General features: G+C 40.9%; 11 protein-coding genes and 12 pseudogenes. 5 read left to right on the top strand and 18 right to left on the bottom strand.

Annotated elements, in window-relative coordinates; genetic code table 11:
* Nucleotides 1-33: 33 nt before the first annotated feature.
* From folE to QMQ21_RS13175, 5 genes and pseudogenes are all read right to left on the bottom strand, one after another.
* On the bottom strand, nt 34-588 hold the full coding sequence (folE, locus tag QMQ21_RS13195) for a GTP cyclohydrolase I FolE (RefSeq protein WP_000380916.1): 555 nt from the start codon (nt 586-588) through the stop codon (nt 34-36).
* A complete protein-coding gene (locus QMQ21_RS13190) occupies nt 569-1,891 on the bottom strand; it encodes a bifunctional folylpolyglutamate synthase/dihydrofolate synthase (protein ID WP_000657461.1) in 1,323 nt (440 codons plus the stop codon). The genes folE and QMQ21_RS13190 overlap by 20 nt, the downstream gene beginning before the upstream one ends.
* Nucleotide 1,892: 1 nt before the next feature.
* Nucleotides 1,893-2,866: pseudogene (gene folP, locus QMQ21_RS13185) on the bottom strand (dihydropteroate synthase).
* A gap of 93 nt (nt 2,867-2,959) precedes the next feature.
* Complete coding sequence (locus QMQ21_RS13180; RefSeq protein ID WP_000660471.1) at nt 2,960-3,667, bottom strand: CPBP family intramembrane glutamic endopeptidase; 708 nt, start codon at nt 3,665-3,667, stop codon at nt 2,960-2,962.
* Between the two features lie 52 nt (nt 3,668-3,719).
* On the bottom strand, nt 3,720-5,138 hold the full coding sequence (locus QMQ21_RS13175) for an NCS2 family permease (protein ID WP_000359272.1): 1,419 nt from the start codon (nt 5,136-5,138) through the stop codon (nt 3,720-3,722).
* A 189-nt stretch (nt 5,139-5,327) separates the two neighbouring features.
* Here QMQ21_RS13175 and QMQ21_RS13170 point away from each other — a divergent pair.
* Nucleotides 5,328-6,138 (top strand): annotated as a pseudogene (locus QMQ21_RS13170) (Cof-type HAD-IIB family hydrolase).
* A gap of 179 nt (nt 6,139-6,317) precedes the next feature.
* Here QMQ21_RS13170 and QMQ21_RS13165 read toward each other — a convergent pair.
* From QMQ21_RS13165 to QMQ21_RS13150, 4 genes and pseudogenes are all read right to left on the bottom strand, one after another.
* Nucleotides 6,318-7,365, bottom strand: a protein-coding gene (locus tag QMQ21_RS13165) for an IS630 family transposase (protein ID WP_100127898.1) whose coding sequence is annotated in 2 segments (ribosomal slippage) — nt 6,318-6,870 and nt 6,869-7,365 — 1,050 coding nt in all. Because the reading frame shifts where the segments join, the coding sequence is not laid out codon by codon here.
* Between the two features lie 84 nt (nt 7,366-7,449).
* Nucleotides 7,450-8,548, bottom strand: a pseudogene (glf, locus tag QMQ21_RS13160) (UDP-galactopyranose mutase).
* Nucleotides 8,549-8,836: 288 nt separating this feature from the next.
* A pseudogene (locus QMQ21_RS13155) lies at nt 8,837-10,794 on the bottom strand (peptide ABC transporter substrate-binding protein).
* 195 nt (nt 10,795-10,989) lie between these two features.
* Nucleotides 10,990-12,595: pseudogene (locus tag QMQ21_RS13150) on the bottom strand (glycoside hydrolase family 13 protein).
* A 152-nt stretch (nt 12,596-12,747) separates the two neighbouring features.
* On the opposite strand from QMQ21_RS13150, the pseudogene QMQ21_RS13145 reads away from it, so the two are divergent.
* Together QMQ21_RS13145 and QMQ21_RS13140 are read left to right on the top strand one after the other, a co-directional pair.
* Nucleotides 12,748-14,230 (top strand): annotated as a pseudogene (locus QMQ21_RS13145) (DUF1846 domain-containing protein).
* 94 nt (nt 14,231-14,324) lie between these two features.
* Nucleotides 14,325-14,809 (top strand): annotated as a pseudogene (locus tag QMQ21_RS13140) (S-ribosylhomocysteine lyase).
* A 295-nt stretch (nt 14,810-15,104) separates the two neighbouring features.
* Here QMQ21_RS13140 and QMQ21_RS13135 read toward each other — a convergent pair.
* The 6 genes and pseudogenes from QMQ21_RS13135 to QMQ21_RS13110 form a co-directional block, all read right to left on the bottom strand.
* Nucleotides 15,105-17,210 (bottom strand): ATP-dependent Clp protease ATP-binding subunit, encoded by a 2,106-nt coding sequence (locus QMQ21_RS13135; RefSeq protein WP_138700694.1) that lies wholly within the window; start codon nt 17,208-17,210, stop codon nt 15,105-15,107.
* 334 nt (nt 17,211-17,544) lie between these two features.
* Complete coding sequence (gene mraY / locus QMQ21_RS13130; RefSeq protein WP_261814590.1) at nt 17,545-18,525, bottom strand: phospho-N-acetylmuramoyl-pentapeptide-transferase; 981 nt, start codon at nt 18,523-18,525, stop codon at nt 17,545-17,547.
* A 1-nt stretch (nt 18,526) separates the two neighbouring features.
* Nucleotides 18,527-20,778, bottom strand: a pseudogene (gene pbp2X / locus QMQ21_RS13125) (penicillin-binding protein PBP2X).
* 3 nt (nt 20,779-20,781) lie between these two features.
* Nucleotides 20,782-21,099, bottom strand: coding sequence for a cell division protein FtsL (ftsL, locus tag QMQ21_RS13120; protein ID WP_000840840.1), 318 nt, complete (start codon nt 21,097-21,099; stop codon nt 20,782-20,784).
* Between the two features lie 11 nt (nt 21,100-21,110).
* Nucleotides 21,111-22,061: a 16S rRNA (cytosine(1402)-N(4))-methyltransferase RsmH gene (gene rsmH, locus QMQ21_RS13115; protein ID WP_023936497.1), complete on the bottom strand. Its 951-nt coding sequence runs from the start codon at nt 22,059-22,061 to the stop codon at nt 21,111-21,113.
* A gap of 50 nt (nt 22,062-22,111) precedes the next feature.
* Nucleotides 22,112-22,988: pseudogene (locus tag QMQ21_RS13110) on the bottom strand (IS30 family transposase).
* A gap of 206 nt (nt 22,989-23,194) precedes the next feature.
* On the opposite strand from QMQ21_RS13110, the pseudogene QMQ21_RS13105 reads away from it, so the two are divergent.
* Nucleotides 23,195-24,033 (top strand): annotated as a pseudogene (locus QMQ21_RS13105) (IS630 family transposase); the annotation flags it as partial.
* Between the two features lie 4 nt (nt 24,034-24,037).
* A pseudogene (locus tag QMQ21_RS13100) lies at nt 24,038-24,178 on the top strand (helix-turn-helix domain-containing protein); the annotation flags it as partial.
* 26 nt (nt 24,179-24,204) lie between these two features.
* On the opposite strand, the gene QMQ21_RS13095 reads toward QMQ21_RS13100, so the two are convergent.
* From QMQ21_RS13095 to QMQ21_RS13085, 3 genes and pseudogenes are all read right to left on the bottom strand, one after another.
* Nucleotides 24,205-24,381: a glycosyltransferase gene (locus QMQ21_RS13095; protein ID WP_001816247.1), complete on the bottom strand. Its 177-nt coding sequence runs from the start codon at nt 24,379-24,381 to the stop codon at nt 24,205-24,207.
* Between the two features lie 110 nt (nt 24,382-24,491).
* Complete coding sequence (locus tag QMQ21_RS13090; protein ID WP_031233590.1) at nt 24,492-24,689, bottom strand: glycosyltransferase family protein; 198 nt, start codon at nt 24,687-24,689, stop codon at nt 24,492-24,494.
* A 758-nt stretch (nt 24,690-25,447) separates the two neighbouring features.
* A pseudogene (locus QMQ21_RS13085) lies at nt 25,448-26,986 on the bottom strand (peptide chain release factor 3); the annotation flags it as partial.
* Nucleotides 26,987-26,997 lie beyond the last annotated feature (11 nt).

Genomic DNA, 26,997 nt, shown 5'->3' with positions numbered 1-26,997 from the left:
CTGACGTGGTTTGAATTTGATTTTCGAAGAGTATTATAGTCCCATTAAACGATAAGCCTGATCTCTAAGGTCCTTATCTGTTTCAAATAGACCACGAGCTACTGTCGTCAAGGTTGCAGTGCCTGGTTTTCTGACACCACGCATACTCATACACATATGTTCTGCCTCAATGACAACAAAGGCTCCCTTAGCTCCTAGATAGTCCATCAAGGCATCGGCCACTTCGATATTCAAACGTTCTTGAATTTGTGGCTTTTTCGAATAAACTTCAACCGTACGGGCTAGCTTAGACAAGCCTGCCACACGGCCATCTGGAATGTAGGCAATGTGCGCTCTACCATAAAATGGCAAGAAGTGGTGTTCACACATTGTATGGAAAAAAATATCCTTTTCTACCACCATATTATCATCAATAATCTCAAAGGATTTTGACAAATGTTCCTCCGCTGTTTGACCAAGACCTGAAAAAATCTCTTGGTACATACGAGCGACACGAGCAGGTGTTTCCTGTAAGCCCTCGCGGTTAGCGTCCTCTCCGACAGCCTCGATAATCATTTTTACAGCTGCTTCAATCTTTTGTGTATCCATTTTCATTCTTCCTCTCCATCAGATAGGCTCTCACTTGGCTCAAGAAATACAAGGAACCTGTGACAATCCTAACTGTTTGTTTCTCTTCTTTTTTATCTGTCAATTTCTGCTCTAGAAAATCCTGCCAACCTTGGTAGCTGAGATTTCTAGACTTAGCTGCCTCTTTCAGCACGCTTTCATCAGTCGCCCGACTATCGTCAAAATGTGTCAAAGTAAGCTCGGTATCTGGCATGGCCCCCAGCAAGTCCAACATATCCTCCAAGGCCTTGGTTTTAATACAAGTAAAGAGGATTTCCTTATGATAATCCGCAAAGCGTTCTTGCAAGGTTGCTAATAAAGCCTTGATAGCATGGGGATTGTGGGCCCCATCCAAGATCATCAAGGGATCTCTTGACACGATTTCCAAACGCCCTGGCCAACTTGTTTCTTCCAAGGCTTGAGCAAGCAAGTCATTGCTTGCTAGTTCTCGACCATCTTCTTGACAAAAAGTATCAAGTAAAGCTATGGCCATCCCAGCATTCTCTATTTGGTACAAACCAAGTAAACCTGTCTGGAAGCGACCTTGTCTGACAGCACTTGTATAGTCAAAGACTTCGCCTGTCACCACACTCTTTTGATGGCTGACCTGATAATCTGCCCCGTAGGCAAGTCTCGGCGCATCTTTCCCTTCTGCAATGCGGTCAATCACAGCCAAAGCATCTGGAGAAATGCGACCTGTCACCAAGGAAATACCTTGTTTGATAATACCAGCTTTCTGCTCTGCTATGGCTTCCAAGGTGTCACCAAGTAGAGCCACATGATCCAATCCAATAGTCGTGATTCCTGTCAAAATGGGCTGACAGACATTGGTACTATCTAAAAGTCCACCCATGCCGACTTCCATGATAGCCACGTCTACTTGCTCCGAGGCAAAGTAATCATAGGCTATGGCTGTGATAATCTCAAACTCGGTTGTCCCCTGCAAATTGGCGACCGCTTCTCCCTCCAGCAAAGACTGATAGTCTGCCATGAGGGCTTCTAGTCTAGCCTCTGGAATGGATCCCCCATTGATGCTAATCTGGTCTGTATAATGAATGAGATAGGGCGAGCTAAACACGCCAACTCTCAGCCCTAGCTTTTTCAGCATATTTGTCAAAAAAGCAATGGTCGAACCCTTGCCGTTGGTCCCTCCGATATGGATGACCTTGAGTTTGAGATGGGGATTGCCACGCAAAGCTAACAGTTCCACCATTCGTTCCAAGCCAAAATGCGGTTGATCCGTCCGGTAGTTAGCAATCCACTGATTGTTTTCAAATTCTTTCATCTTATTTGTATTGTTTTAAATCTAAATTTTCCGCTTCATCAGCCAGACGAATAGCGGAAGCAATTTCAACTGCCATCCTGTGATTAGCTACGTCATGCACGCGCACCACTTCTACACCCTGTCTCGCAGCGATACTAGTTACATGAGCCGAAGCCGTGTCCCGATTACGGAAACCAATTTCTGTCTCAGGATTGACTTCAAAACCATTTTCTTCAAGGATATTGATGACAAACCGCTTGCGCGACACTCCAAGAAAGATTGGATAGCCTTTCTGATGTAGTTTATCCAGATCCCGTAAAAGAAGCAGATTTTCTTTCTTGGTCAGACCAAAGCCAATTCCTGGATCCAGCAGGATGTTTTCTTGAGCAATACCAGCTTCCTCTGCTCTCGTTAGTGCTCTGTCAAAGAAAGCCTCCATCAAGTCTTCGATTGGCAATGTTTCAAAGTCAGCTAACTCTTCCTCTGTAAAAGCTTGACCAAAGCCAAAATGAGGGAAGATGAGCGAGCTAGGATGCTGAGGTCGCGCCATGACTGGATTAAACATAATGACTACTTTCGCTCCAGCCTTTGCAACCACATGGGCCATTTTTTCATCACCCATGAGACCAGTGATATCATTGACTAGATTGGCACCAGCAGCCAAAGCAGCTTCTGCTACTTGACTCTTCCAAGTATCAATGGAGATGAGGACATCACTTTCCTTGCGAATAGCTTTAATCACTGGAACAACACGCTGGATTTCCTCTTCTATCTCAACATAGCTACTTCAAGCCGAGTCGATTCTCCGCCGATATCTAGCATACTAGCTCCTTCTGCTATCAATTTACGAGCCTGCTGGAGTGCCTGCTCAAGAGCAAAAAATTGACCACCATCCGAAAAGGAGTCTGGGGTTACATTGATAATACCGCAAATAGCTGTCTTTGCATGATTGGCTTTACTTGACATATCAGTCACTCCCTCAAGGCTTTTCACCATATTATTTCTCTATTTTACCATAAAAAGAAAAAGATGGACACGATTGCATTCATCTTTTTCCCAGTAGAAACAAGTAAGCAATTGTCAAAAATATTAAACAGAAATCCCTAATGTCCGACTCAAAATTACCACGAGAGTCAACAAACAGAAAACAACCCCATTAACAATCATGTGAAGTAAGATAGACATTTCCAAACGTTGGGTCTTGTAAGCCGTCCAAGACAGAACGATCGACATAACTCCATAAATCAATAAAGAAGGTAAATTACTCGGTTGATGCAATAAAGCAAACACAACCGTACCGACTACAAATCCCAAGTTCTCTTTTCCTCGGAAAATCTTTTTAGGAACAATCCCACGGCACAAGATTTCCTCACAAATTGGAGCAAGCAAGGCCAACAAGAAGAAACTGGAAATCAGAGAACTATTCTGAACCATATCGTTAATCTGAGACTGGTTACTTGTTGTCGTCTCATTTGACAGTTGTAACAAGATAGAACCAAGTATATTTGAACAGATAATGACTAAATAACTCAAGCCCAATCGTGCCAAATCCTTAGCTCTAAAAAATGAAAAATTAAAACTTGCTAATTGCGTTTTACGAGCTCCAATAATAAATAGCACCAGAACCACAATCGAAATACCAGCAACTATCAGTCCTGACTGTAATAGCGGTACTTCTCTTAAGGTTAAAATAGCAGTAACCCCTATAGGAATCTGATATAAAATTGTCGCCAGCAAAAAGATTAACAGCCAGCCTGCACGATTCAATAATTCTTTCCACATATTTTTCTCTTTCATCACCTATCTCCTTTGTATTCAAAAAGGGGGAAAATCCCCCTGGGTTATCCTATTATAAGGCCATGCTGATGTAGTTCAGGATAAACAAGGCATCCAAAATCCAAATCATGACATGAACATCTTTAGCTTGACCTTTGACAAGCTTAGTCAAAGTGTAAGTCAAGAAACCAACTGCAATCCCTTGAGTGATAGAGTAGCTGAATCCCATAAAGATAGATGTGAAGAAGGCAGGAACTGCTTCAGACATATCATCCCAATGGATATTTTTCAAGCTAGCCAGCATCATAATCCCAACGATAATCAAGATTGGAGCTGTAGCGGCTGTTGGTACAATCGCTAGAAGTGGGCTAAAGAAGCTTGAGATCACAAAACAGATTGCCACGACCAAGGCTGTCAAACCAGTACGTCCACCTGCACCAATACCAGCAGCAGACTCAACATAAGTCGTTACGTTCGAAGTACCTGCGATGGCACCAATTGAAGTACCAATCAAGTCAGAGTAAAGAGCCTTGTCTAACTTAGCTGATTGATGATTTTCACCATTTGTCGCTACGATACCAACTTTTTCACCTGTACCGATCAAGGTACCAATTGTATCAAAAATATCTGTCAATGAGAAGGCAAGAATGGCCATCAGAGTTTCAGGCAAGCGAGCTGTATCTGAAATCAAAGCTCCCAAACCTTCTGAACCAAGAGCTGCACCAAAGATTGTCTTCAAATCTTCAAAAGCTGCACCAACATGGTTATTAGCAAAATCGATGCTTGACAAATCTACCAAACCAACTGCAATAGCAAGAACAGTTGTTGTCAAGATAGAGAGGATAATTCCCCCTTTAATCCCTTTGATGACAAAGAAGATAGTAATGGCAAGTCCTGCAAGAGCCACCAAAACAGCTGGATTATTAAAGCTGACCAATCCTGGAACTGCTGAAGAGTTTGCCGCAATCGTTGCTTGAGCTTTGTCAGCCCCTTCTCCTACAACAGTATAGTTGCCTGGATCAATCGTGAATTTCAAAAGTCCAGCATTCTTAATTCCTACATAGGCAAGGAAGACACCGATACCAGCTGAAATAGCTGAGCGAAGGGCATTTGGAATCGATTCAATGATCATTTTACGAACATTTGTCAAGGTAATAATCAATGAAATAATCCCACAGATGAAGACCATAGCTAGGGCTTCTTGCCAAGAATAACCAAGTCCAAATACAACTGTAAAGGTAAAGAAGGCATTCAGCCCCATACCTGGCGCTTGAGCGTATGGCAAGTTAGCATAAAAAGCCATCATCAAGGTACCCGCTACTGCACCAATAATCGTTGCTAGGAAGACACCCTGAGCAGGCATCCCTGTTTGCGAAAGAATTTGTGGGTTTACAAAGAGAATATAGCTCATTGCAAAGAAAGTTGTTAAACCAGCGAGAACCTCTGTACGAACGTCTGTACCGTTCTCTTTTAGTTTAAATAATTTGTCCATTATCAATCTCCTTTTAATTTTTACGAACAATAATAGAATTATATCATTTATCATTCACTTTTTCAATGTCTTTGTTTGATTTGTTTAAGAAATTAATCCAATTTCATTTTTTGTTTGGAATCTGCTTTTCTGCCTGCTTTCTGTTATAATAGAAGACATCTTATCTGAAAACACACTAGAAAGGTCCATATGACGAAAAAAATTATTGCAGTTGACCTAGATGGAACCCTGCTCAACTCAGACAGTCAAATTTCTGACTTTACCAAAAAAACCATCAAAAAAGTTGCTGAAAAAGGCCATCAGGTTATTATTACGACAGGTCGCCCTTACCGTATGTCAAAAGATTTTTACCGTGAACTGGGCTTAGACACTCCTATGATTAACTTCAACGGATCCCTTACTCATTTACCAGACCAAGTTTGGGATTTTGAAAAGTGTTTGACTGTAGACAAAAAATATCTGCTAGATATGGTTCAACGTTCAGAGGACATTCAAGCCGATTTTATCGCTGGAGAATATCGTAAAAAATTCTACATTACAAATCCCAATGAAGAAATTGCCAATCCCAAACTATTTGGTGTAGAAGCTTTCCAGCCTGAAGATCAATTCCAGCCTGAATTGGTGACCAAGGACCCTAACTGTATCCTCTTGCAGACCAGAGCCAGTGACAAATATGCCTTGGCAAAAGAAATGAACGCCTTCTACCAGCATCAACTTTCTATCAATACCTGGGGAGGTCCGCTCAATATCCTTGAATGTACCCCAAAAGGTGTCAACAAGGCCTTTGCTTTGGACTACTTGCTCAAGATAATGAATCGTGACAAAAAAGATTTGATTGCCTTTGGAGATGAACACAATGATACCGAAATGCTCGCTTTTGCTGGGAAGGGTTATGCCATGAAAAATGCCAATCCAGAGCTACTCCCATGCAGATGAGCAAATTTCCCTTACCAACGACCAAGATGGGGTTGCCAAAACCCTACAAGACTTATTCTTATAACCTATACTGATACTCAATGAGAATCAAAGAGCAAACTAGGAAGCTAGCCGTAGGTTGCTCAAAGCACTGCTTTGAGGTTGTAGATGAAGCTGACGTGGTTTGAAGAGATTTTCGAAGAGTATGACCAGCTTGCAAGCTGGTCTTTATGCTCTTTTCACAGTCTCATCAACCAGTTATACTCATCTACTTTCAAAAAGCATTCTAGTCCATCTCCGATTAACGATGGACGTTATCACCTCCTTCTCCAGTCCTTGTATAACATCTTGAAGTTGATTCATGACATCTTCCAAAGTTCGAAAGGCTTTATTCTTAAATCCACGTTTACGAATCTCTTTCCACACTTGTTCAATGGGGTTCATCTCTGGTGTGTATGGAGGAATAAAGGTAAAGCCAATATTAGTCGGAATCTTTAAGGTACTTGATTTATGCCATATGGCATTGTCCATAACGAGTAAAAGATAATCATCTGGATAAGCTTGTGAAAGCTCTTCTAAAAAGGCGTTCATCCACTCAGTATGACATCCACCAGCGATTAAGAAAAATGATTCGCCTGTATGGGCATCAACAGCTCCATAACAATAGCAAAATTCTCGTATATAGTGACTATGGACATGTGGACCTACTCCCATTGGAGCCCAACAAGATCCCAGTTTACTGATTCTACCGAAACCAGCCTCATCTTGGTACATCAAGCGAACCTTACGAAAATGCCTACTGGTTTTAAAGCGCTTTCTTGTCTTCTTGAATTGAGATTTTATTTTTAGACGCGACAATGGTTTGAACGTCTGCTTTCTTGGGATGTTCTGGACGTGGCCTAATATTTCGCCAACCATGGCGCTTCAAGAGTTGATAAAAGACATCACATGTGTAGGAAGGACCTAACTCCTTTGTATAAGCCTGAAATAAGGCATCAATTGTAACAAATTCTCCTGCCTCTGCAGCCTTCAAATGACAGGCAAGAAAGGCTTTCTCTTCCTCAATTGTCATATATGCATGGTTACGACCACCACGTGTTTCTTGAAGGAGAGAATCGAGTCCGAACTCCTCATATTTTTTTACAGTTGGCCAAATCGTTGTTTGATTACAGCCTAAAAGCTCTATAATCTCTTTATAAGATTTACCCATCAGACGAAATAGAACGATTTGAAGGCGTTTATGATATTTAGCTGTACTAGAGTCTTTTAAAAGTGTTTTGATAGCTTGGATTTCTTCTTTAGTTGATTTCATATTACTATTATATAATACTTTTTTATTTTAGTTTAGTATAAAAATCTTAAGTAGCAAAGATTCTAAAATAACGGAATCCTTGCATTATTGTCCCAACTCTTCCTCGACCACTTCCAAAGCCCGTTCGATGACCACATGCATGTCGTAGTATTTATAATCTGCTAAACGACCACAGAAAATAACCTTGTCATTTGTTGCCGCTTCTTCCTGATATTTGGAAAATATAGCATTGTTTCTCTCATCATTGATTGGATAATAAGGCTCATCTCCACGTTTCCAATCAGCTGGGTATTCTCGAGTAATAACCGTTTTAGCTTGTGTACCATACTCAAAATGTTTATGCTCAATAATGCGAGTATAAGGAATTTCTCGCTCTGTGTAGTTCACTACAGCATTTCCTTGATAGTTTTCTTCATCAAAAACTTCATGCTCAAAACGAAGACTACGGTATTCTAACTCACCATGTTTATAATCAAAGTATTGGTCAATCATCCCTGTAAAGACAACTTTTTCAGCAGAAGCTTCTAATTCTTGACGATTGGCAAAAAAGTCAAGACCAAGTTCTACTTCCACATCCTTGAGCATATTTTCGATAATGACATTATACCCACCAATTGGAATTCCTTGGTAACGGTCATTGAAATAATTATTATCAAAGGTCAAACGAACTGGTAGACGTTTAATAATAAACGGTGGAAGGTCAGTAGCAGAACGTCCCCATTGCTTTTCAGTATATCCTAATCAATTTTTCATAAATATCTGGACCAATCAACTTGATAGCCTGTTCTTCCAAGTTTTTAGGTTCAACGTCCTTCATATGAGCCGTTTGATCAGCAATCTTATCTTTCACTTCTTGAGGAGTTTTTGTACCCCACATAGCATAGAAAGTATTCATATTGAAAGGTAGATTATAAAGGCTACCCTTGTAATTAGCTAGAGGCGAGTTGATATAATTGTTAAACTCAGCGAATTGATTGACATAGTCCCAAACTTTTTTATTAGAAGTATGAAAGATATGGGCACCATATTTATGAACATTAACCCCTTCTACATTCTCACAGTAGATATTTCCACCAATGTGGTCACGTTTATCAATAACTTTTACTTTTTTTCCACGCTTAGTCGCCTCATAAGCAAAAATTGCTCCCGACAAACCAGCACCAACGATTAGATAGTCGTACATAGTCTCTTCCTTATCACTTATCTTTACATCTCCTTAACTATAGTAAAAGAGAGGATCTTTATACTCTTCGAAAATCTCTTCAAAGCACGTCAGCGTCCATCTGCAACCTCAAAACAGTATTTTGAGCTGACTTCCCAGTTACTCTTTGATTTTTATTGAGTATTCGTTTCAATCTATTTTAGCACAAAACAAATCATTTCTCAGTTTTCGATAGCCGAGTGATTTAAAAAGACAAGCACCAAAACTGATGTTTGTCTTTAGGATTTTGCTTGAAAAGGCTATTTCTAACTATTTAACATGTTTTTCTGCTTCTTTTTGGGCTTTTTCGATTGCTTTTTTGCTTTCTTGCTCCCATTTACTTTTAGCTTCTTCAAACTGTTTGGTCGTCACAGTGTCTTTTTGCAGTTTCATGTACTTGTAGTTATTGCCATCACCCTTGATACCAACCAATGAATAGCCTCTTGTAAATGGCGTCACTTTGGTTACAGATGCTGTGCCACCACTTGACATAGCTGACATAATGAGAGAATTGTCAATCATCCAAGCCTGTGCTTCAGCGTATTTTTCATAACGCTTGGCTACATCTTTGTTTTCACTATCTGCATCTTTGAGCATCTTAGTGTAGGTATCCAGACCTAGACTAGTGATTTTTTCCTTATCTTCCTTGGCATCTAGTCCAAAAATCTTAAGGTAGAATCCATCCTCTGCATTGAAAGGATTGAGATAAGTTGATGGATCCTGATAGTCACCCACCCAACCATCAAAGTTCAAATCGTAGTCACGATCAGCTGCTGTCGGTGCTAAGAAGGCTACATTATTAAAATCATCTGTTGAAAGTTGCTGAACATCAATGACAATGTTATCAGCACCCAAAACTGACTCAAGGGTCTGCTTAACTGAGTTCATGCCTGTCACAGCATTTTTACTTGTCTGATCAACAGCCACATCCAAGTGAATAGGGAAAGTCACACCTTGACTTGCCAATTCTTTTTTAGCTTCCACAAATTTTGCTTGGGCTTTTTCTTTGTTGAAATAGGCATCCTGAGCATCTGCCAAGTTAATACCTGACCATTCTGTTCCGTAGTTGACCAATTTAGAAGCGACTACTTCTCCAAAGGTCTTGTCTCCAACTTGGACAAATGTAGGAGGTACTAGGGTGTTACGAAGAGTCTTGCTAGCTGCTTCTTCCCCATTTGACTGAGCAGAATAGGCTGTGCGGTCCAAGGCAAAGTTCACCGCTTGGCGGAAGTTCTTGTTCAAAACAGCTGTCTCAGTTGACTTCTTCTGCTCATCTGTCGTTTTAGCAGTGTGATTGTAGGCCTTACGGTTAACGTTGAAATTGAAATACCAAGAAGTCTTGTCCTGCAAGCTATAGACGATATTATCCTTATATTTCTCCTTGGTCTTAGCCAAGTTAGAACTATTTGGATAAACCCCAGCGATAGAATAAGCTCCACTTTCAAAGTTACGGATGGTCAATTCTTGGTCTGAACCATCAAAATAGGCCAATTTCACATGTTCAATTGATACTTTGTCATGATCATAGTAATGCGGATTTTTCGCATACTCGATCGATGATTTTGATGTGAAATCTTTTAACAAATAAGGTCCGCTGTAGAGAATACTATCTGGAGATAGGGTACCAAAATCTTTCCCTTTTGAGTTTAAAAACTCTTCGTTTACTGGGAAAAGAATACTGTTGGTTGTTTTTGAGTTCCAGTAAGGTTCTGGCCGTGACAAAGTATACTCAACAGTCTGGTCGTCAATGGCCTTCACCCCAACCTTAGAAAAGTCAGAATTCGCTCCTGTAATATAATCATTCAAGCCCTTAATCGAGTTTTGAATCAAGTCAATGGCCTGTGATTTATTATCCACTGCGTACTTGATACCTGTCACAAAATCTTGTGCCTTAACTGGGGCGTACTCTTCACCGTCAGCCGTGAACCATTTGGCACTTTTCTCAATTTGTAAGTATAAGTCAGACCGCCGCTTGAAACAGACCAGTCCTCTGCTAAAGACGGAACTAGATTTCCGTAATTGTCATTTTCAAGCAAACCATCAACTAGGTTGGTAATGATGGCTGTATTATCAGCGTAGTAGTCTAACAAGTAGTTAAATGCAGTTGGATTTCCACTAAAGGTTGATGAGTAAGTTTTTGTATCTGAACCTGATTGTCCGCAAGCAGCTAAAAGCAAGGCAAATGCAAAAGTCAGGCCTGCACTAAGGACACTCTTTTTTGTATTCATCTCCCTTCTACTTTATGTTAGTTTTTGTAACATAGGTTTGTTTTACCAAAATAGTGGAAATTTGTAAAGTTAATTGAATTTCGAGAATGAAAGTTTATAAACCTTGGTTATAAAAAACAAAGGATTTCTGCCTTTTCATACAGCCTTCCCTTGTTTTTATGCGATTTCAATTTTAAATTTTTCTGTAAAAAATATTTATAGTAATTCCACACAGAAAGCATCCCATGGAGCTAAGATTTGTTTTTCAAAGACTTCTTGAGCTAGGGTGTTTTCAATCAAGACAGATTTGACATTTCCTTCTACTACAAAGACTTGCTCTTCATTGGACAAGTTAGCCACAACTAGGAAACGACGGTCGCCATCTTTACGGATATAGGCGAAGACCTTATCAGCCGTATCAAGCAATTCAAAGTCAGCTCGAATCAGCCAGCTGTTCTCCTTACGGATTTGGACCAAGTTCTGATAAGTATAGAAAATAGAATCTGGATTTGCCAGCGCTTCTTGAACGTTGATTGCTTGATAGTTTGGATTCACTGCCAACCAAGGTTGACCTGTTGAGAAACCAGCGTTTTTGCTCTCGTCCCATTGCATAGGGGTACGGGCATTGTCACGTCCAATGACACGTATACTGTCCATGATTTCTTCCAGCGAAACACCTTTTTCAAGAGCTTCACGCGCATAATTGAGGGATTCAATATCTTCTACTTGATCCAGCGTTTCAAACGGATAGTTGGTCATCCCAATCTCCTCACCTTGGTAGATATAAGGAGTTCCTCTCATAATATGAAGCAAGATTGCAAAGGCTTTGGCAGATTTTTCGCGGTATTCTTGGTCATTTCCCCAGATTGAGACAATACGAGGGAGGTCATGGTTGTTCCAGAAGAGGGAATTCAGCCGTCCTCAACTCCTAACTCTGTCTGCCATTTGTTGAAGATTTCTTTTAACTTAGCGATATTCAGCTCTTTTTGATAGTGCCATTTAGGCTGACCTTCCTGATACTGAAGACCGATATGTTCAAAATGGAAGACCATAGACAATTCTTGCCCCTTTGGGTCAGAGTAGAGCTTGGCAATCTCTGGCGTTGCTCCCCAGGTTTCCCCTACTGTCAAGAGATTCTTAGCTCCAAAGGTGGCCTGATTCATTTCCTTGAGATAGGGGTGAAGCATAGGACCATTATTGACTACCTTCTCGTCAGGAATTTTGCCAATCATGTCAATAACATCCATACGGAAACCACCAATACCTTTATCAATCCAGAAGTCCATCATATCATAAATTTTCTGGCGAAGTTTTTCATTTTCCCAGTTGAGATCCGGCTGTTTCTTACTGAAAAAGTGGAGATAGTATTACCTGACTTTTCATCGTATTCCCAAGCAGACCCACTAAAGATAGAATCTAGGTCATTGGGTTCATCGCGCCAGATATAGTAGTCTCGCTCAGGGCTATTGGGATTTTCACAGGCCTCTACAAACCAAGCATGTTCATCCGAGGTATGATTGACCACCAAGTCCATGATGATACGAATATCACGCTTCTTAGCTTCCGCAATCAGTTGATCCATATCCTCCATGGTTCCAAAAATCGTTGCAATCGCTTGATAATCAGCAATATCGTAGCCATTATCATCCATAGGGCTGTCATAAACGGGAGAAAGCCAAATCGCTGTAATCCCTAGCTTGGCTAGATAGTCTAACTTACTGGTAATTCCTGGCAAATCGCCAATTCCATCTCCGTTGCTGTCCATGAAACTCTTTGGATAAACTTGATAAACTACGGCATTGTGCCACCATTTTTCTTGCATCTTCTTACCTCATTATTTTAATAATCTATAGTCTATGATAGCGCTTTTCAGATTTTTATGCAAGCGTTCGCCTAATCTTTTTGATTCCTTTTTTAACTCCGTAGTTTCCTAACTTCCAATTTTTTATTATAATAGAGGTCAGAGGTAAAAAAATGAAAAAACAAGCTTTTAGTTCTGAACGATATTTGAATTTACAACGCGACCATATTTTGGAACGCATTAACCAATTTGACGGCAAACTCTACTTAGAATTTGGCGGTAAAATGTTAGAAGATTTCCACGCTGCTCGTGTCCTTCCTGGTTATGAACCTGACAACAAAATCAAGCTCTTGCAAGAATTGAAAGAGCAGGTTGAGGTTGTGATTGCCATTAATGCTAGCAACATTGAACATTCCAAAGCACGTGGCGACTTAGGCATTTCTTATGACCAAGAAGTTCTTCGTTTGATTGACAAATTCAATGAATTAGGGATTTTTGTCGGCTCCGTTGTCATTACACAATACGCTGGCCAACCCGCTGCAGATGCCTTCCGCAACCAACTTGAGAAAAACGGAATTGATTCTTATCTTCATTATCCAATCAAAGGATATCCGACGGATATGGATCACATCATTTCCCCAGAAGGCATGGGCAAAAACGACTACATCAAAACCAGTCGCAACTTGATTGTCGTAACCGCTCCTGGACCCGGTTCTGGAAAATTGGCAACGTGTATGTCCAATATGTACCACGACCAAATCAATGGCATCAAGTCTGGCTACGCTAAATTTGAAACCTTCCCTGTTTGGAATCTTCCCCTTCATCACCCAGTTAACTTGGCTTATGAAGCTGCCACAGCTGACCTTGATGATGTCAACATGATTGACCCTTTCCATCTTCAAACCTATGGAGAAACCACTGTCAACTACAACCGTGATATCGAAATCTTCCCAGTGCTCAAGCGCATGTTGGAACGTATTCTCGGAAAATCACCATACGCTTCACCGACAGATATGGGTGTCAACATGGTTGGTTTCGCTATTACAGATGACGAGGCTGCTGTCGAAGCTTAAACAAGAAATCATCCGCCGTTACTATCAAACAGTTCTTGACTTCAAAGCTGAAAAAGTTGGCGAAGCTGCCGTCAAGAAAATTGAGTTGCTCATGAACGACCTCGGTATCACACCTGCAGACCGTAAGGTTGCTGTCGTTGCGCGCCAAAAAGCAGAAGAAACTGGTGGACCAGCCCTAGCCTTTGAATTGCCAAATGGGGAAATCGTCACTGGTAAGAACTCAGAACTCTTTGGCCCTACAGCCGCTGCCTTGATCAACGCCATCAAAAAATCAGCTGACATCGCTAAAGAAGTAAAACTAATCGAGCCTGAAGTTGTTAAGCCAATCCAAGGTCTTAAAATCGATCATCTCGGTAGCCACAATCCACGCCTTCATTCAAATGAAATCCTGATTGCACTTGCTATCACAGCTACAGAAAATCCTGATGCTGCCCGCGCTATGGAAGAACTCGGCAACCTCAAAGGAAGCGAAGCCCACTCAACCATCATCTTGACTGATGAAGACAAGAATGTCCTTCGTAAACTGGGTATCAACGTAACCTTTGACCCATACTACCAATACGACCGCTTATATCGTAAGTAAAGATTTCAACCTCTCCAGCCTCGGAGAGGTTTTCTCTCTGTCTCAGGAGCAACCTTTATGATATAATGAGAGAAGAAAACTGAAAGGATTTACCATGTCAAAAGAAGTTATTGTCGAAAGTTTTGAACTTGACCACACCATTGTCAAAGCACCCTATGTTCGCTTGATTGGGGAAGAAACAGGGCCAAAGGGAGATGTCATCTCCAATTATGATATTCGTTTAGTGCAACCCAATGAAGACTCGATCCCTACTGCTTAAGCCTTCACACTATCGAGCACCTCTTAGCCAAACTCATCCGTACCCGCATTGACGGCATGATTGACTGTTCACCATTTGGTTGCCGCACAGGCTTCCACATGATTATGTGGGGACGTCACGCCAGTGCTAAAATCGCAGCTGTTATCAAGGATTCGCTCAAGGAAATCGCTGAAACTACTACTTGGGAAGATGTCCCAGGGACAACCATCGAATCTTGCGGAAACTACAAGGACCACAGCCTCTTCTCTGCTAAAGAATGGGCAAAACTCATCTTGGAACAAGGGATTTCAGATGATGCCTTTGAACGTCATGTGATTTAAAATCGAGTAGGGGATAATCTCTAGCCCCTCTCACACCACCGCACGTGCCGTTCGGCATACGGCGGTTCAACTAACTTTTAACGCATGTCGTTCAAGGTAATAATCCAAACACGAAACCAGTCCACGTTTTTCCAGGACTGGTTTTGATATAGCACGTTTAAGTACCGACTTCTGAGCTACTATAGTAGACTGAAACTAGAATAGTACACCTCTACTACACGACATGCCCGTCGTACCTCAAAAGGAACCAGTTTTTTTCAGCTGGCTCCTTCTTTTTTATCCTCAAAATTCTATCTTAGGCTTTCTCACGAATAACCAAAACGCCATCTTCCATATCTGCTTCCAGATGTTTAGCATCTAAATGATCTAAGTGGAAGTCTGTCACCTTATCACGAATTTCTTGTTCAACCACGCGACGGAGAGGACGAACCCCCATGACTTCGTCGTAACCTTCTTCTGTGATATAATCTTTAGCCGCTTGACTGACTACCAAGTCAATGTCTTTCTTAGCCAAGGTTTGGTTAACTTCAGCCAACATCAAATCTACAATCTTAGAAAGGTCTTCCTTAGTCAAGTGTGAGAACTCGATGACTGCATTAAAGCGGTTGAGGAATTCTGGACGGAAGAAGGGGTTCAAACGGTCCATCAATTCTGGTTTATCCGCATCTTCTGTCAAGTTGGCTTCATAGCCAAATCCAGCATTTGAGGTCGCAATAATGACAGTGTTCTTGAAGTTTACTGTATTTCCTTGACCATCTGTCAAACGACCATCATCTAGAACTTGGAGGAGAAGGGTAATAACTTGAGGGTCAGCCTTTTCAATTTCATCCAAGAGAATGATAGAGTATGGATTGCGACGAACACGTTCTGTTAAGGTATTGCTATTGTCATCATAACCCACATAACCTGCAGTTGTACCAATCAATTTAGATACGGCTGTGCGGTCGCTGTATTCTGACATGTCCAAACGGATGATAGCATCTTTCGTTCCAAACATATCAAGCGCCAATTGTTTAGCAAGCTCTGTCTTACCAACCCCAGTTGGTCCTACAAAGAGGAAGCTACCGATTGGGCGATTACCTTCATCAAAACCAGCACGGTTACGACGGATAGCACGAGCTACAGCTTCAACTGCCTTATCTTGACCGATTACCTTGTCTTGTAGACGATGAGCCATATCTTTCAAACGTTCGATATCTGACGCTCCCATTTGTGACACTGGGATACCCGTCATTCGCTCTACAGATTCAGCCACATCGTTGACACTTGCAGTCACTTTCATATCTTCTGTGTGATTTTCGATTTTCTTTTCCAATTCTGCAATGCGTGTTTTATAGTTTAGAGCTGCTTCAAAATCTTCTGCCTCAACAGCTTTTTCTTGCTTGTCTTTTTCTACCTCAATTTCACGTTCAACAGCATGCACATCTGTTACAGGATACTGAGCTGCCAAGTGAGCCGCCGTTACATCGACAAGATCAATAGCCTTATCTGGCAAGCTACGTTGAGGAATGTATTGTACAGAATAATCCACCGCTGCTTTCAAAACTTCGTCTGGCAAGATGACATTGTGGTGTTGCTGATAGAGGTCACGAATTCCTTGAAGAATTTTATATGTATCCTCTGCTGAAGGAGCATTGACCTTGACTTCGTTGAACCGACGAGCAAGAGCTGCATTCTTCAAGATAGTGTTACGGTATTCATCTTGAGTCGTTGCCCCAATCACTGTCAATTCTCCACGAGAGAGAGCTGGCTTAAGAATGTCTGCAAGCCCTTTAGAACCACTGTCTCCACCAGTGCTACCTGCACCGAGGATTTGGTGAATTTCATCAAAGAAGAGAATAATATTCCCTGCTTCTTTCACTTCATTGACTAGGTTTTGAACGTTTTCTTCAAAACTACCACGGTATTGAGTACCAGCCTCAAGACCAGAGATGTCAATTGAAATAATTTCCTTATTCTTGATAGCAGCTGGGACATCACCGTTCACAATGGCTTGCGCTAAGCCTTCGACAACTGCTGTCTTACCAACACCTGCATCTCCGACCAAAACAGGATTGTTCTTGGTACGACGTGAAAGAATTTCAGATGTTTCTTGAATTTCCTTGTTTCGTCCGATAACAGGATCCAACTTGCCCTCACGCGCTTCTGCTGTCAAGTTACGACCTAGTTTAGCAAGGACACCATCTTGTTTCATACCTGAAGCCTGTTGTGGCATTTGTACATCAGCTTCTGCATTTCCTGGTAATTGACCAGTCGCACGATAGTGAGCAAATTCCTCAGGTGTCACTTCACGTCCATTAATCAAGTAACGACGATTTTCAGAACTGTATCCTCGCATACCACCCATCAATTGGTTAAATAAATCATCCATGTTGTTAAAATTATTAAAGTTGTTATTCATATTCTTTACCTCTTTTTGTTATTTATTATTACTGATATTGACTATCTTTGACCTTTGTTTTAAAAAATTTAGACTAGCTAGATTGCCACTCTAGGTACTATTTCTGGTTTTTCTTTTTCAAGCAGGAGTAGACTATCTTTACTTCTGAAGATTTCTAGATGAAACATAGACCCCACCTCTTTCTATTTTACTTTAAACAAGTGTTCTAGTAAGGCTTTCATTTACCTTACGTTCATAATATACTACATTAGTCAGAAAAGGTCAAGGATTTTGACTTTAATTGACCAATATTTTTTAAAAAGCAAAAACACCCTGAAACATCAGGGTGCCATTCTTACATCAAATACAAAATTGCAAGGGTCAGGAGACTTGCTAGAAGCCCAATTCCCCAAAAGAAGAAGTCAACCTTCCACTCGCTCCAAGGATTTCCTTTACCAGACAATCCTCCAAGCTCAAAATGGTGATGGACAGGCGTCATACGGAAAATACGTTTACCACCTGTCAGTTTAAAATAGCTGACTTGCATCATGACCGAAGTTGTTTCAAAAACATACACAATTCCGATAATCAAGAGAGTCCATTCTTGGTGGAGAGCCATAGAAATCGCTGCCAGCATTCCACCTAAAGCCAAACTTCCCACATCACCCATAAAGACCTTGGCAGGCTTATGGTTAAAGATGAAGAAACCGAGCAAACCACCAATCATAGCAAGAATCACTAGAAGGATGTCCATCTGACCTTGCACATAGGCAATAACTCCATAGGCAGACAAACTAATCACAACGGAAATACTAGCTAGACCGTCAATACCGTCTGTCAAGTTGACTGCATTTGAAAAACCGACTAGCCAGAAAAGGGCGAAGAAAATATAGAAAATCCCCAGATGCACTTGGTAACCAAAGACTGAAAGCATATCGCCCCCACGCTCATAGAAAAGATAGAAGATAACTCCACCTAGAAGCTGAAGAGCCAATTTTTGCTTAGGATTCAGCCCCTCATTGATTTTGCGAAAAACCTTGAGAAAGTCATCTAAAAATCCGACCAAGCCATACAAGACCAAGATGAACAAAATCATTCCCACATTATTGCTGAATTGGCTACTAAATAGGGCGAAAAAGAAAGCAAGCAAAACAGAAGTAATTAAGAAAACCAAACCTCCCATTGTAGGAGTCCCAGCTTTTGCCTGATGCTGTTTGACATCCTCATGCATCTGCTGGCCTGTAATTTGCGCCTTTCTATAAAATTGGATAAAGGTAATGGATCCTACTACAGTTAGTAAAAATGTCACAATTCCAGCACTGATGGAAATAAACATATTAGTCTCCTAAAGTTAATGTAATTTTTTTAATATCCTTGATAGCTGTGTTAGCTCGAACATCTTGCTTCTGCACAGTAGAGCCCGAACCTTCAAATGCAAGTTCTATATTGAGCCACTTAGCAAAGGTCTCAGCAGTCTCCTTTGTCCAACCATACATGTCTGGAACTTCCTCTGCTTTATCAGATAAGATCAGGACTTGCTGATTTGGGGCAAGATTCTTCCCTTCTTCAGCAGAACTGTTTTTAATCTTCGTTCCTGTTCCCACAACAATAGGTTGTACAAGATTGCGACGCAATTCTTCTGCTAAATCACCAGGTGAAATATCCTTGACACTAGGCATATGATAAGGACTTTGTTGACTTACTTGCTCCAAAGCTTTAGCTGTTGTTTGAAGATTGAGAGAGTCTTTCATAGCTGAAGCCCGCTCCAAGATAGGATTGGCAAATTCTCCCAACTGGATACCTGAATAATGTTCAGGTTGTTGGACCGTCACATACAAGATAAAATCAGGATTTTCAGTAGGATTCATCGATACAGCCGAGAAAATATAGTTGGTTAACCCAACTAGATAACCACCATTTTTCTCGTCAGCAATCTGAGCCGTACCAGACTTGAGGGCTACATTTTGCCCAGGAACAGTTACAGTTGGCTTGCCTGTGCTGTGGTTATACATGGTTCCATAAACCGCATCCGTCCCTACCAAAACCATGTTAGTCCGAGTTAGACTAGCTGCATCTTTAGAAACAGGATTTCCCACAATTTCTTTTTGAGATTTCCGAGCAGTTTGATCATTTGGATCATAAATGGCACTAATAAATTTAGGTTCCAGCATGACACCGTCATTAGCAATGGCTGTAAAGGCACGAATCATTTGCGTCTGGGTCACTGAAATCCCTTGTCCAAATGAGCTTTGCGCAATGTTGACAATATTATCCGCAGGAAGCTGACCAGCATACTCATCCGTCAAACCGAAACGGGTCGGAACACCAAATTTAAAACGATTAAGATAATCAAGCCAGGTAGCATCTCCCATCTTTTGCTCAAGGAGGGTCATCCCAACGTTACTTGAGTGTGCAAAACCTTGAGAAAAAGTCATCATTCTGCCACCAGTCAATCCTTCATTAACGTCCCAATCTCGAATCGTGGCATCTGCAATTTTTAACTCACTACTATTAAAGACTTCTCCTCCTGGAAAGGTATTATTATCAATAGCAGCAGCCAACATCATCACTTTCATAGTGGAACCTGGCTCATAGTTACTTTGATAAAGAATATCACGCCAGACAAAGTCCTTAGTGATTCCTTCCTTAGTATCGGCATCAAAGGTTGGTCGTTGCGTTGTTGCCAGAATTTCCCCTGTTTTAGCACTGACCAAAGTCGCTGTCATGTACTTTCCTTTTACCTTCTCTTGAAAAGCATCCATCTGGGTTTCCATAAAGGACTGGAGAGGGCTGGAAATGGTTGTATAAACATCCTTGCCATCTACCGTTTGTTGGGAAACTTGTTCTGTTCCAGGTACAATATTACCCAGACGATCCTTTTCATAGGTAATAATGCCGTCTGTCCCTGCAAGAATACTGTTCAAGGAACTCTCCATTCCAGAGGTTCCCAGCAAGCTCTTGCTTCCATCTTCATTTTCATGTAGCTGAGCTAATCCGATAAAACTAGAAGCAAATTGTCCGTTTGGGTAACTACGATTGGGACTGGTTGTAAAATCAATCCCCTTGACCTCTGCAGTTTCCAACTCTTTTTTGATAGTCATCATATTGGCATAGGTAATCCCATTCCCTTTGCTCCAAAAGAAACTTGCTTGAGATTAGGTTGCGAGAGTTGCTCTCTTACATAAGATTCTTCCATGTCCAGATACTTATGAAAGACCTCTGCAACCTTGTTAAATTGTGTTTTTTCTACGTAAAGAATCTTACCCGTTGCTGACTTATAGTTCTCATCAATAACCGCATAGACATTATAAGATGTCGCATCCTCAGCAATAGGGACTCCATTTCGGTCATAAATAGTCCCACGTTTGGCAGGAACTGTACGGGTGGTTTGATGAACCTTCTTAGCTTCCCTCGCTAAATCTGTTCCAAAGCGAGTGCCCGTCCCAATAATGACCGCAAAATTGACTAAAAAAACGGCAAAAACAAAGACAGATAATAAACTCAGACTTTTTCCAACTCTGCGTCTGTTTTCAGTAAGCGATTTCCGATTTTTGGTCGCATAACGGATTACTTTTTTTGTCCACTTCATATCTTACTCCGCTATTCGAATATTTTCATTGTTTAATTGCAAATCGTGTGAATTGGCAATTTCTTTCAAACGTTCTGCACGTAATAGTTCATTGACCTCTTGCTTGGCATCGTCCAATTCGGTCTTCTTTTCCTCTATCTGCGCATTGATTTTTGTCAAATCATTCTGCACTTGCAAGAGCTTGGTCTGCATAAAAATAATACTAATGGCTACAATAAGAGTGGTTACAGCAATGGAAAAGTAAAAAGCTTTTTCCACACGCGAAAACCGTTTAAGTTGCATCTGTAGTATTTGACCTGTTTTTTCCATTCTTTCTGCCATCATTTTTCCTCTTACTTGTGAATTTTTCTGGCTACGCGCAACTTGGCTGAGTGCGAGCGGTTATTGGCTTCTAATTCTTCTGCACTTGGCAAGATTGGCTTACGGGATACCAATTCCATCTTGGGCTTGAGATCATCTGGGATGAAAGGCAAACCTTTTGGAACTTCAACTGTTGAAGCTTCCTTAAACAATTGCTTGGTCAAGCGGTCTTCCAAGGAATGAAAGGTAATCACTGAAATTCTACCATCCAGAGTCAACATATCCATAGATTGCTGGATGGACTCATCTGCCGCTCCCAGTTCATCATTGACTTCAATTCGAATAGCCTGGAAAATCTGCTTAGCAGGATGGCCCTTCTTCTTGAGTTCCTTGGCAGGTTTGGCCGACTTGATAATTTCTGCCAATTCAGTCGTAGTCTCGATTGGCTTAACTTCACGTGCTTGTTCAATCTTACGCGCAATCTGTTTAGAGAATTTGTCCTCTCCATACTTGAAGAAAATACGAACCAAGTCATGATAGTCATAGTGGTTCACCACTTCATAGGCTGTCAGGCTAGCATCCTGATTCATCCGCATGTCCAGTGGCGCATCCTTTTTATAAGAAAAACCACGCTCACGCTGGTCCAATTGAGGACTAGACACTCCCAAGTCATAACAAATTCCATCAATTTCCTGAACACCAGCTTCGCGCAAACGTGCCTGTAAATGACGGAAGTTATCCTTGATAAAGGTCACCATTCCCTTCTCAATGTAAGGTGCCAAGCGTTTTTGCGCATTGTCAATGGCATTCTGGTCCTGGTCAAAGGCATAGAGATGGCCTTTTTCACTTAATTTACTTAATAAATACTCGCTATGGCCTGCTCCACCCAAAGTCGCATCAACGTAGATACCGTCGGGCTTTACGTCAAGCATATCAATCGTTTCGTGGAGTAAGACCGTTACATGATGAAATTCTTTTGTCATATCTTATCTATTTTACCACAAATCCGACCAGCTTGCACTAGTCAGACAAATCAGACAAGGAGGCCAAATTTCAAGTTCAAGTTAGCCATGAAGAAGTCTTCTCTGGGTGATTTGTAGTTCAAGCATTTTTTAGGATAGTTATTAATCCAATTTTAGATGAATGCGACTTCTTTGGGAGTCGTTTTCTTAGTTCCCTTAGGTAACCATCTCCGAATGAGCCTGTTGTGATTCTCATTAGTTCCCCTTTCCCAAGAGGCGTAGGGGTGCGCATAATAGATATGTTCCTCAGAAAATACATCAGACAAGCGGTTAAATTCTGTACCATTATCTGCCGTGATGGAAAGAATTTGATGTTGTTTTAAGATGAGTTTTAAAGCCTGATTGACCGCCTCAGCACTTTTATTTGGAATCAATCGGATAATTTGATGCCTAGTCCTTCGATCAGTTAAGACCAGTAAACAATAATTTTTCACCCTTGTAAGCAGAACCGTATCAATCTCATAATGCCCATTCTCCAATCGCAGATTGATAGATTCAGGACGCTGTTCGATAGATTGACCAGGGGGTTTAAAATTGGTGCTAGCTTGTTTCTTAAGCGCTTTTCCTTTCAGGCGAAAATTTTTGGTTATGATAGTGGAGAATCTTTTCCTTCAGCTCCTTGTTCAATCTTGATTTCTTGACCGAGCGCTTGCGATTATTTTCATAAGACTGTTGAGCATAGTCAGCATAATAAACCTCTTTAAAGCGTCCTTTTCCAAGACATTGTCGGACTGTCCCACGCTTGATTTCAGTATGGATAGTTTGAGGAGCTTTTCCAAGTAAAGAGGCGATTTCTCTATTTGATTTCCCTTCCTTTTTCCATCGTTCGATTAAACGACGGCTATCGATTGTCAAACGTTTGGCTTTTGTAGTATAATGGTTTTTCATCTCTGTGCCTTTCTTGTGTTTGTGATTGAACAACAAGTATAACACAGAGGTGTTTTCTTATGCCTAGAAGAGCTTTCATTCGAACGTGAAAATGTCCCATTTGATAAAATAGTCGTATGAAAAGTATCCAACTGAATATGAATGAAACGAAAAAATATCTTGTGATATAGTTGCTTAGTTTCAAACAAGCATGTTATAATAAAGCTATGGCATATAGTACAGATTTTAAACAGCGAGCATTAGATTACATCAAAGAGGGGAACAGCCATGTCGAGGCAGCCAAGGTTTTTGATGTCGGCGTCAGAACTCTCTTCACGTGGGAAAAGAACTTACGTGAACAAGGACACTTAGAGAGGAAAAAGCGAGTCGTCAAAAACCGAAAGATTCCTTTAGAGGAATTGAAATCCTTTGTAGAGGCTCATCCAGATGCTTTTTTACGGGAAATTGCGGCACATTTTGATTGTGCTATCCCTTCAGTATGGGCAGCTTTAAAGCAGATGAAGGTCACTTTTAAAAAAAGATGACGAGCTTTAAGGAACAAGACCCAGAGAAAGTCGCTGAGTTTCTTGATATTTTGGATAACCTAAACGATTTACCAATCGTATATATTGATGAAACAGGAATCGACCGCTATCTCTATCGTCCTTATGCAGGGGCTCCTAGAGGGGAGAAAGTCTATGAAAAGATTAGCGGACGTCGTTTTGAGCGAACTTCAATTGTTGCAGGACAAGTAGACGGAGAGTTTATAGCTCCCATGATTTACAAGAACAGCAGGACAAGCGATTTCTTTGTGGAGTGGTTCAAAACGCAACTCCTGCCTGCTTTGAAGACACCTCATGTTATTATCATGGACAATGCTAGTTTTGATCCCAAGAACATTTTGGATGAACTCTGCATCCAAGATAAACACTTTTTCTTACCTCTACCGCCTTATTCACCAGATTCGAATCCTATTGAGCAAGCTTGGGCTATCTTGAAAAAGAAAGTAACAGATTTATTAAGGGAAGTCCCAACTATTTTTGAATGTTTGGAACGCTTTTTAAAACTAAATGACTATAACAGCTATTGCCCAAGGAAAGAAAACAAAGAAACAAGCCTGTGTCGAACTTAATCTTTCTGAAAGACAAATCAATCGTCTGCTACTAGTCTATCAACAGAAAGGCAAAGAAACCTTCAGACACGGAAACAGAGAATTGGAAGATTTTTTATTTGTGTCTTAAATCAGGTCTTGCGTGACATTTTCTGCTCTCCACATACCATTGTTGATTAACAGAACACCAGAATTAAAATTATGTGTATAAAAATCATCTCTAACTGCAGCTAAGGGTATAGCCGTCAAGTCCAAATCCCACAGCTCATCTATCGATTTTCTTACAACAATATCTAAATCCAAATACAGTACACGAGACTCGCTTACATACTTTGGAATAAAATACCTAAAAAAGCCGCATATGAAAGTCCCGCAAAGGGGAGACGATAACCTTTCAGAATACTACTGTCAATCTAAACATTCACAATCTCACTATTCAAAGTCTCTAGTCTTTTTTCCATCAATTGGAACCATTCTCGCGGAAGGTCATCATTAAAAACATAAAACTTAAGATTATAATGATGAACACAAAGAGATTTTATTGTTGTTTCAACTTTATCCATATAAGCATTATCTGCACTTAAGACAATCGCTTTTTTCTCTTCTTTCACTCTTTATCTTATTTCTTTTTATTCCCATCATATGTTTCTACGTAAGCATTATTTTCGCCTATTCGTTCGTAAAACCATACCAGTGGAGATTTTAGATGAAGTCTCATTACGGTTTACAATTTTTACATTACGACACGGAGTTTTACAAATCGATTTCATTTGCCAAACGTAGTTAGTAAGGCAGTTAGCTAGGCTACCTACTTTCTGCTACAACGGAAAAATCCACGAATCAATATTATTCGTGGATTTTTCCTAGTGAAGCGTTTAGGTAAGCCGATTGTTATACTACGACACGTAGTTTGACCAATCGATTCTATTTGCCAAACGTAGTTAGTGAGGCAGTTAGCTAGACCGCTCACTACCAGTTACGACGTAAAGTTTTACGAATCGATATTATTCGTAAAACTTTACTAGTGGAGCGCCTAGAGTCTGGGACAAAAAGATTTTGATTTTATGAATTCTTTATTATAAGTTTTTAAAATCGATAGATTAGACAAAAAAGCAAACAAAACAGAATTCTGAGTGTCAGATAACTTGTTTTGTTCGCTTTTTATATTTAAGGTTAGACTTTTGTCCCAGACTCGTTAGTTACTTAGATTGTTACACAATCAAATAAATTTACTGAACTACGACACTGAGTTTTACAAATCAATTCCATTTGTAAAACTCAGTTAGTGAGGCAATTAGCTAGTTCGCCAAATAGCGACTAGCGTCCAACAATTAGGAACTTTAGTTCCAATTGTTGGTACTGAGTCACATCTTTCTTCCAACTCTACATCTGGATACTTGTCCGCAAACCAACGGAGAGCAAAGTCATTTTCAAAGAGAAAGACTGATTGGTCGAAACGGTCTTTAGCCAAGATATTGCGGCTTGATGACATGCGTTCATCCAAGTCCTCAGGTTTAATCCAACGAACGGTCTTTTTACCCATTGGGCTCATGACTACTTCTGCATTGTACTCGCCTTCCATACGGTGCTTAAAGACTTCAAACTGAAGTTGACCAACAGCTCCCAGCATGTACTCGCCTGTTTGGTAATTCTTATAAAGCTGAATAGCTCCTTCTTGCACCAATTGCTCGATTCCCTTGTGGAAAGATTTTTGTTTCATAACGTTCTTAGCAGATACTTTCATGAAAATTTCAGGAGTAAAGGTTGGCAGCGGTTCAAACTCAAACTTGTTTTTTCCAACTGTCAAAGTGTCACCAACCTGATAAGTACCTGTATCGTAAACCCCGATGATATCACCTGCCACGGCATTGGTTACATTCTCACGACTTTCCGCCATAAACTGAGTCACATTCGACAGTTTAGCCCCCTTACCAGTACGAGGCAGGTTAACACTCATACCGCGCTCAAATTCACCAGATACGATACGGACAAAGGCAATGCGGTCACGGTGACGAGGGTCCATATTGGCTTGGATTTTAAAGACAAATCCTGAAAAATCCTTGTCGTAAGGATCCACAATTTCGCCATCTGTTTTCTTGTGTCCATGTGGTTCTGGAGCAAACTTAAGGAAAGTCTCAAGGAAGGTCTGCACACCAAAATTTGTCAAAGCCGAACCGAAGAAGACAGGTGTCAATTCTCCAGCAAGGATAGCTTCCTCTGAAAACTCATTTCCAGCTTCATTTAAAAGTTCAATATCATCTTTTACCTGCTCGTAGAAAGGATTGCTGCTAAAAAGCTTGTCCCCATCTTCTAAACTGGCAAAACGCTCATCCCCCTTATAGAGCTCCAAGCGTTGGTTATAGAGGTCATAGAGCCCTTCAAAAGCTTTCCCCATCCCGATTGGCCAGTTCATCGGATAGCTCGCAATACCCAAGACTTCTTCCAATTCTTGCAAGAGGTCCAGTGGCTCACGACCGTCACGGTCTAGCTTGTTCATAAAGGTAAAGACTGGAATACCACGGTGTTTGACAACTTCAAACAATTTCTTTGTCTGCGCCTCGATACCCTTGGCAGAGTCCACGACCATGACCGCAGCATCCACCGCCATCAAGGTACGATAGGTATCTTCTGAGAAATCCTCATGCCCTGGTGTGTCAAGGATATTCACGCGCTTGCCATCGTAGTCAAACTGCATCACAGATGAAGTAACCGAAATCCCACGTTGCTTCTCGATATCCATCCAGTCAGACTTGGCAAAAGTCCCTGTTTTCTTTCCTTTTACGGTACCAGCCTCACGAATCTCGCCCCCAAAGTAGAGCAACTGCTCAGTGATGGTTGTTTTCCCCGCGTCTGGGTGAGAGATGATGGCAAAGGTACGACGTTTCTTAATTTCTTCTTGAATATTCATAAGTTCTCTTT

The organism is Streptococcus bouchesdurhonensis (assembly GCF_948472335.1).
Note: the sequence above shows the minus strand (reverse complement) of the source record. Positions and strands in the feature narration are given on the sequence as shown.

Coding starts and splice junctions, on each gene's coding strand:
- ftsL (WP_000840840.1), bottom strand. CDS start 21,099: ATGGCAGAAAGAATGGAAAAAACAGGTCAAATACTACAGATGCAACTT.
- QMQ21_RS13180 (WP_000660471.1), bottom strand. CDS start 3,667: ATGAAAGAGAAAAATATGTGGAAAGAATTATTGAATCGTGCAGGCTGG.
- folE (WP_000380916.1), bottom strand. CDS start 588: ATGGATACACAAAAGATTGAAGCAGCTGTAAAAATGATTATCGAGGCT.
- rsmH (WP_023936497.1), bottom strand. CDS start 22,061: ATGACAAAAGAATTTCATCATGTAACGGTCTTACTCCACGAAACGATT.
- mraY (WP_261814590.1), bottom strand. CDS start 18,525: ATGTTTATTTCCATCAGTGCTGGAATTGTGACATTTTTACTAACTGTA.
- QMQ21_RS13190 (WP_000657461.1), bottom strand. CDS start 1,891: ATGAAAGAATTTGAAAACAATCAGTGGATTGCTAACTACCGGACGGAT.
- QMQ21_RS13175 (WP_000359272.1), bottom strand. CDS start 5,138: ATGGACAAATTATTTAAACTAAAAGAGAACGGTACAGACGTTCGTACA.
- QMQ21_RS13135 (WP_138700694.1), bottom strand. CDS start 17,210: ATGAATAACAACTTTAATAATTTTAACAACATGGATGATTTATTTAAC.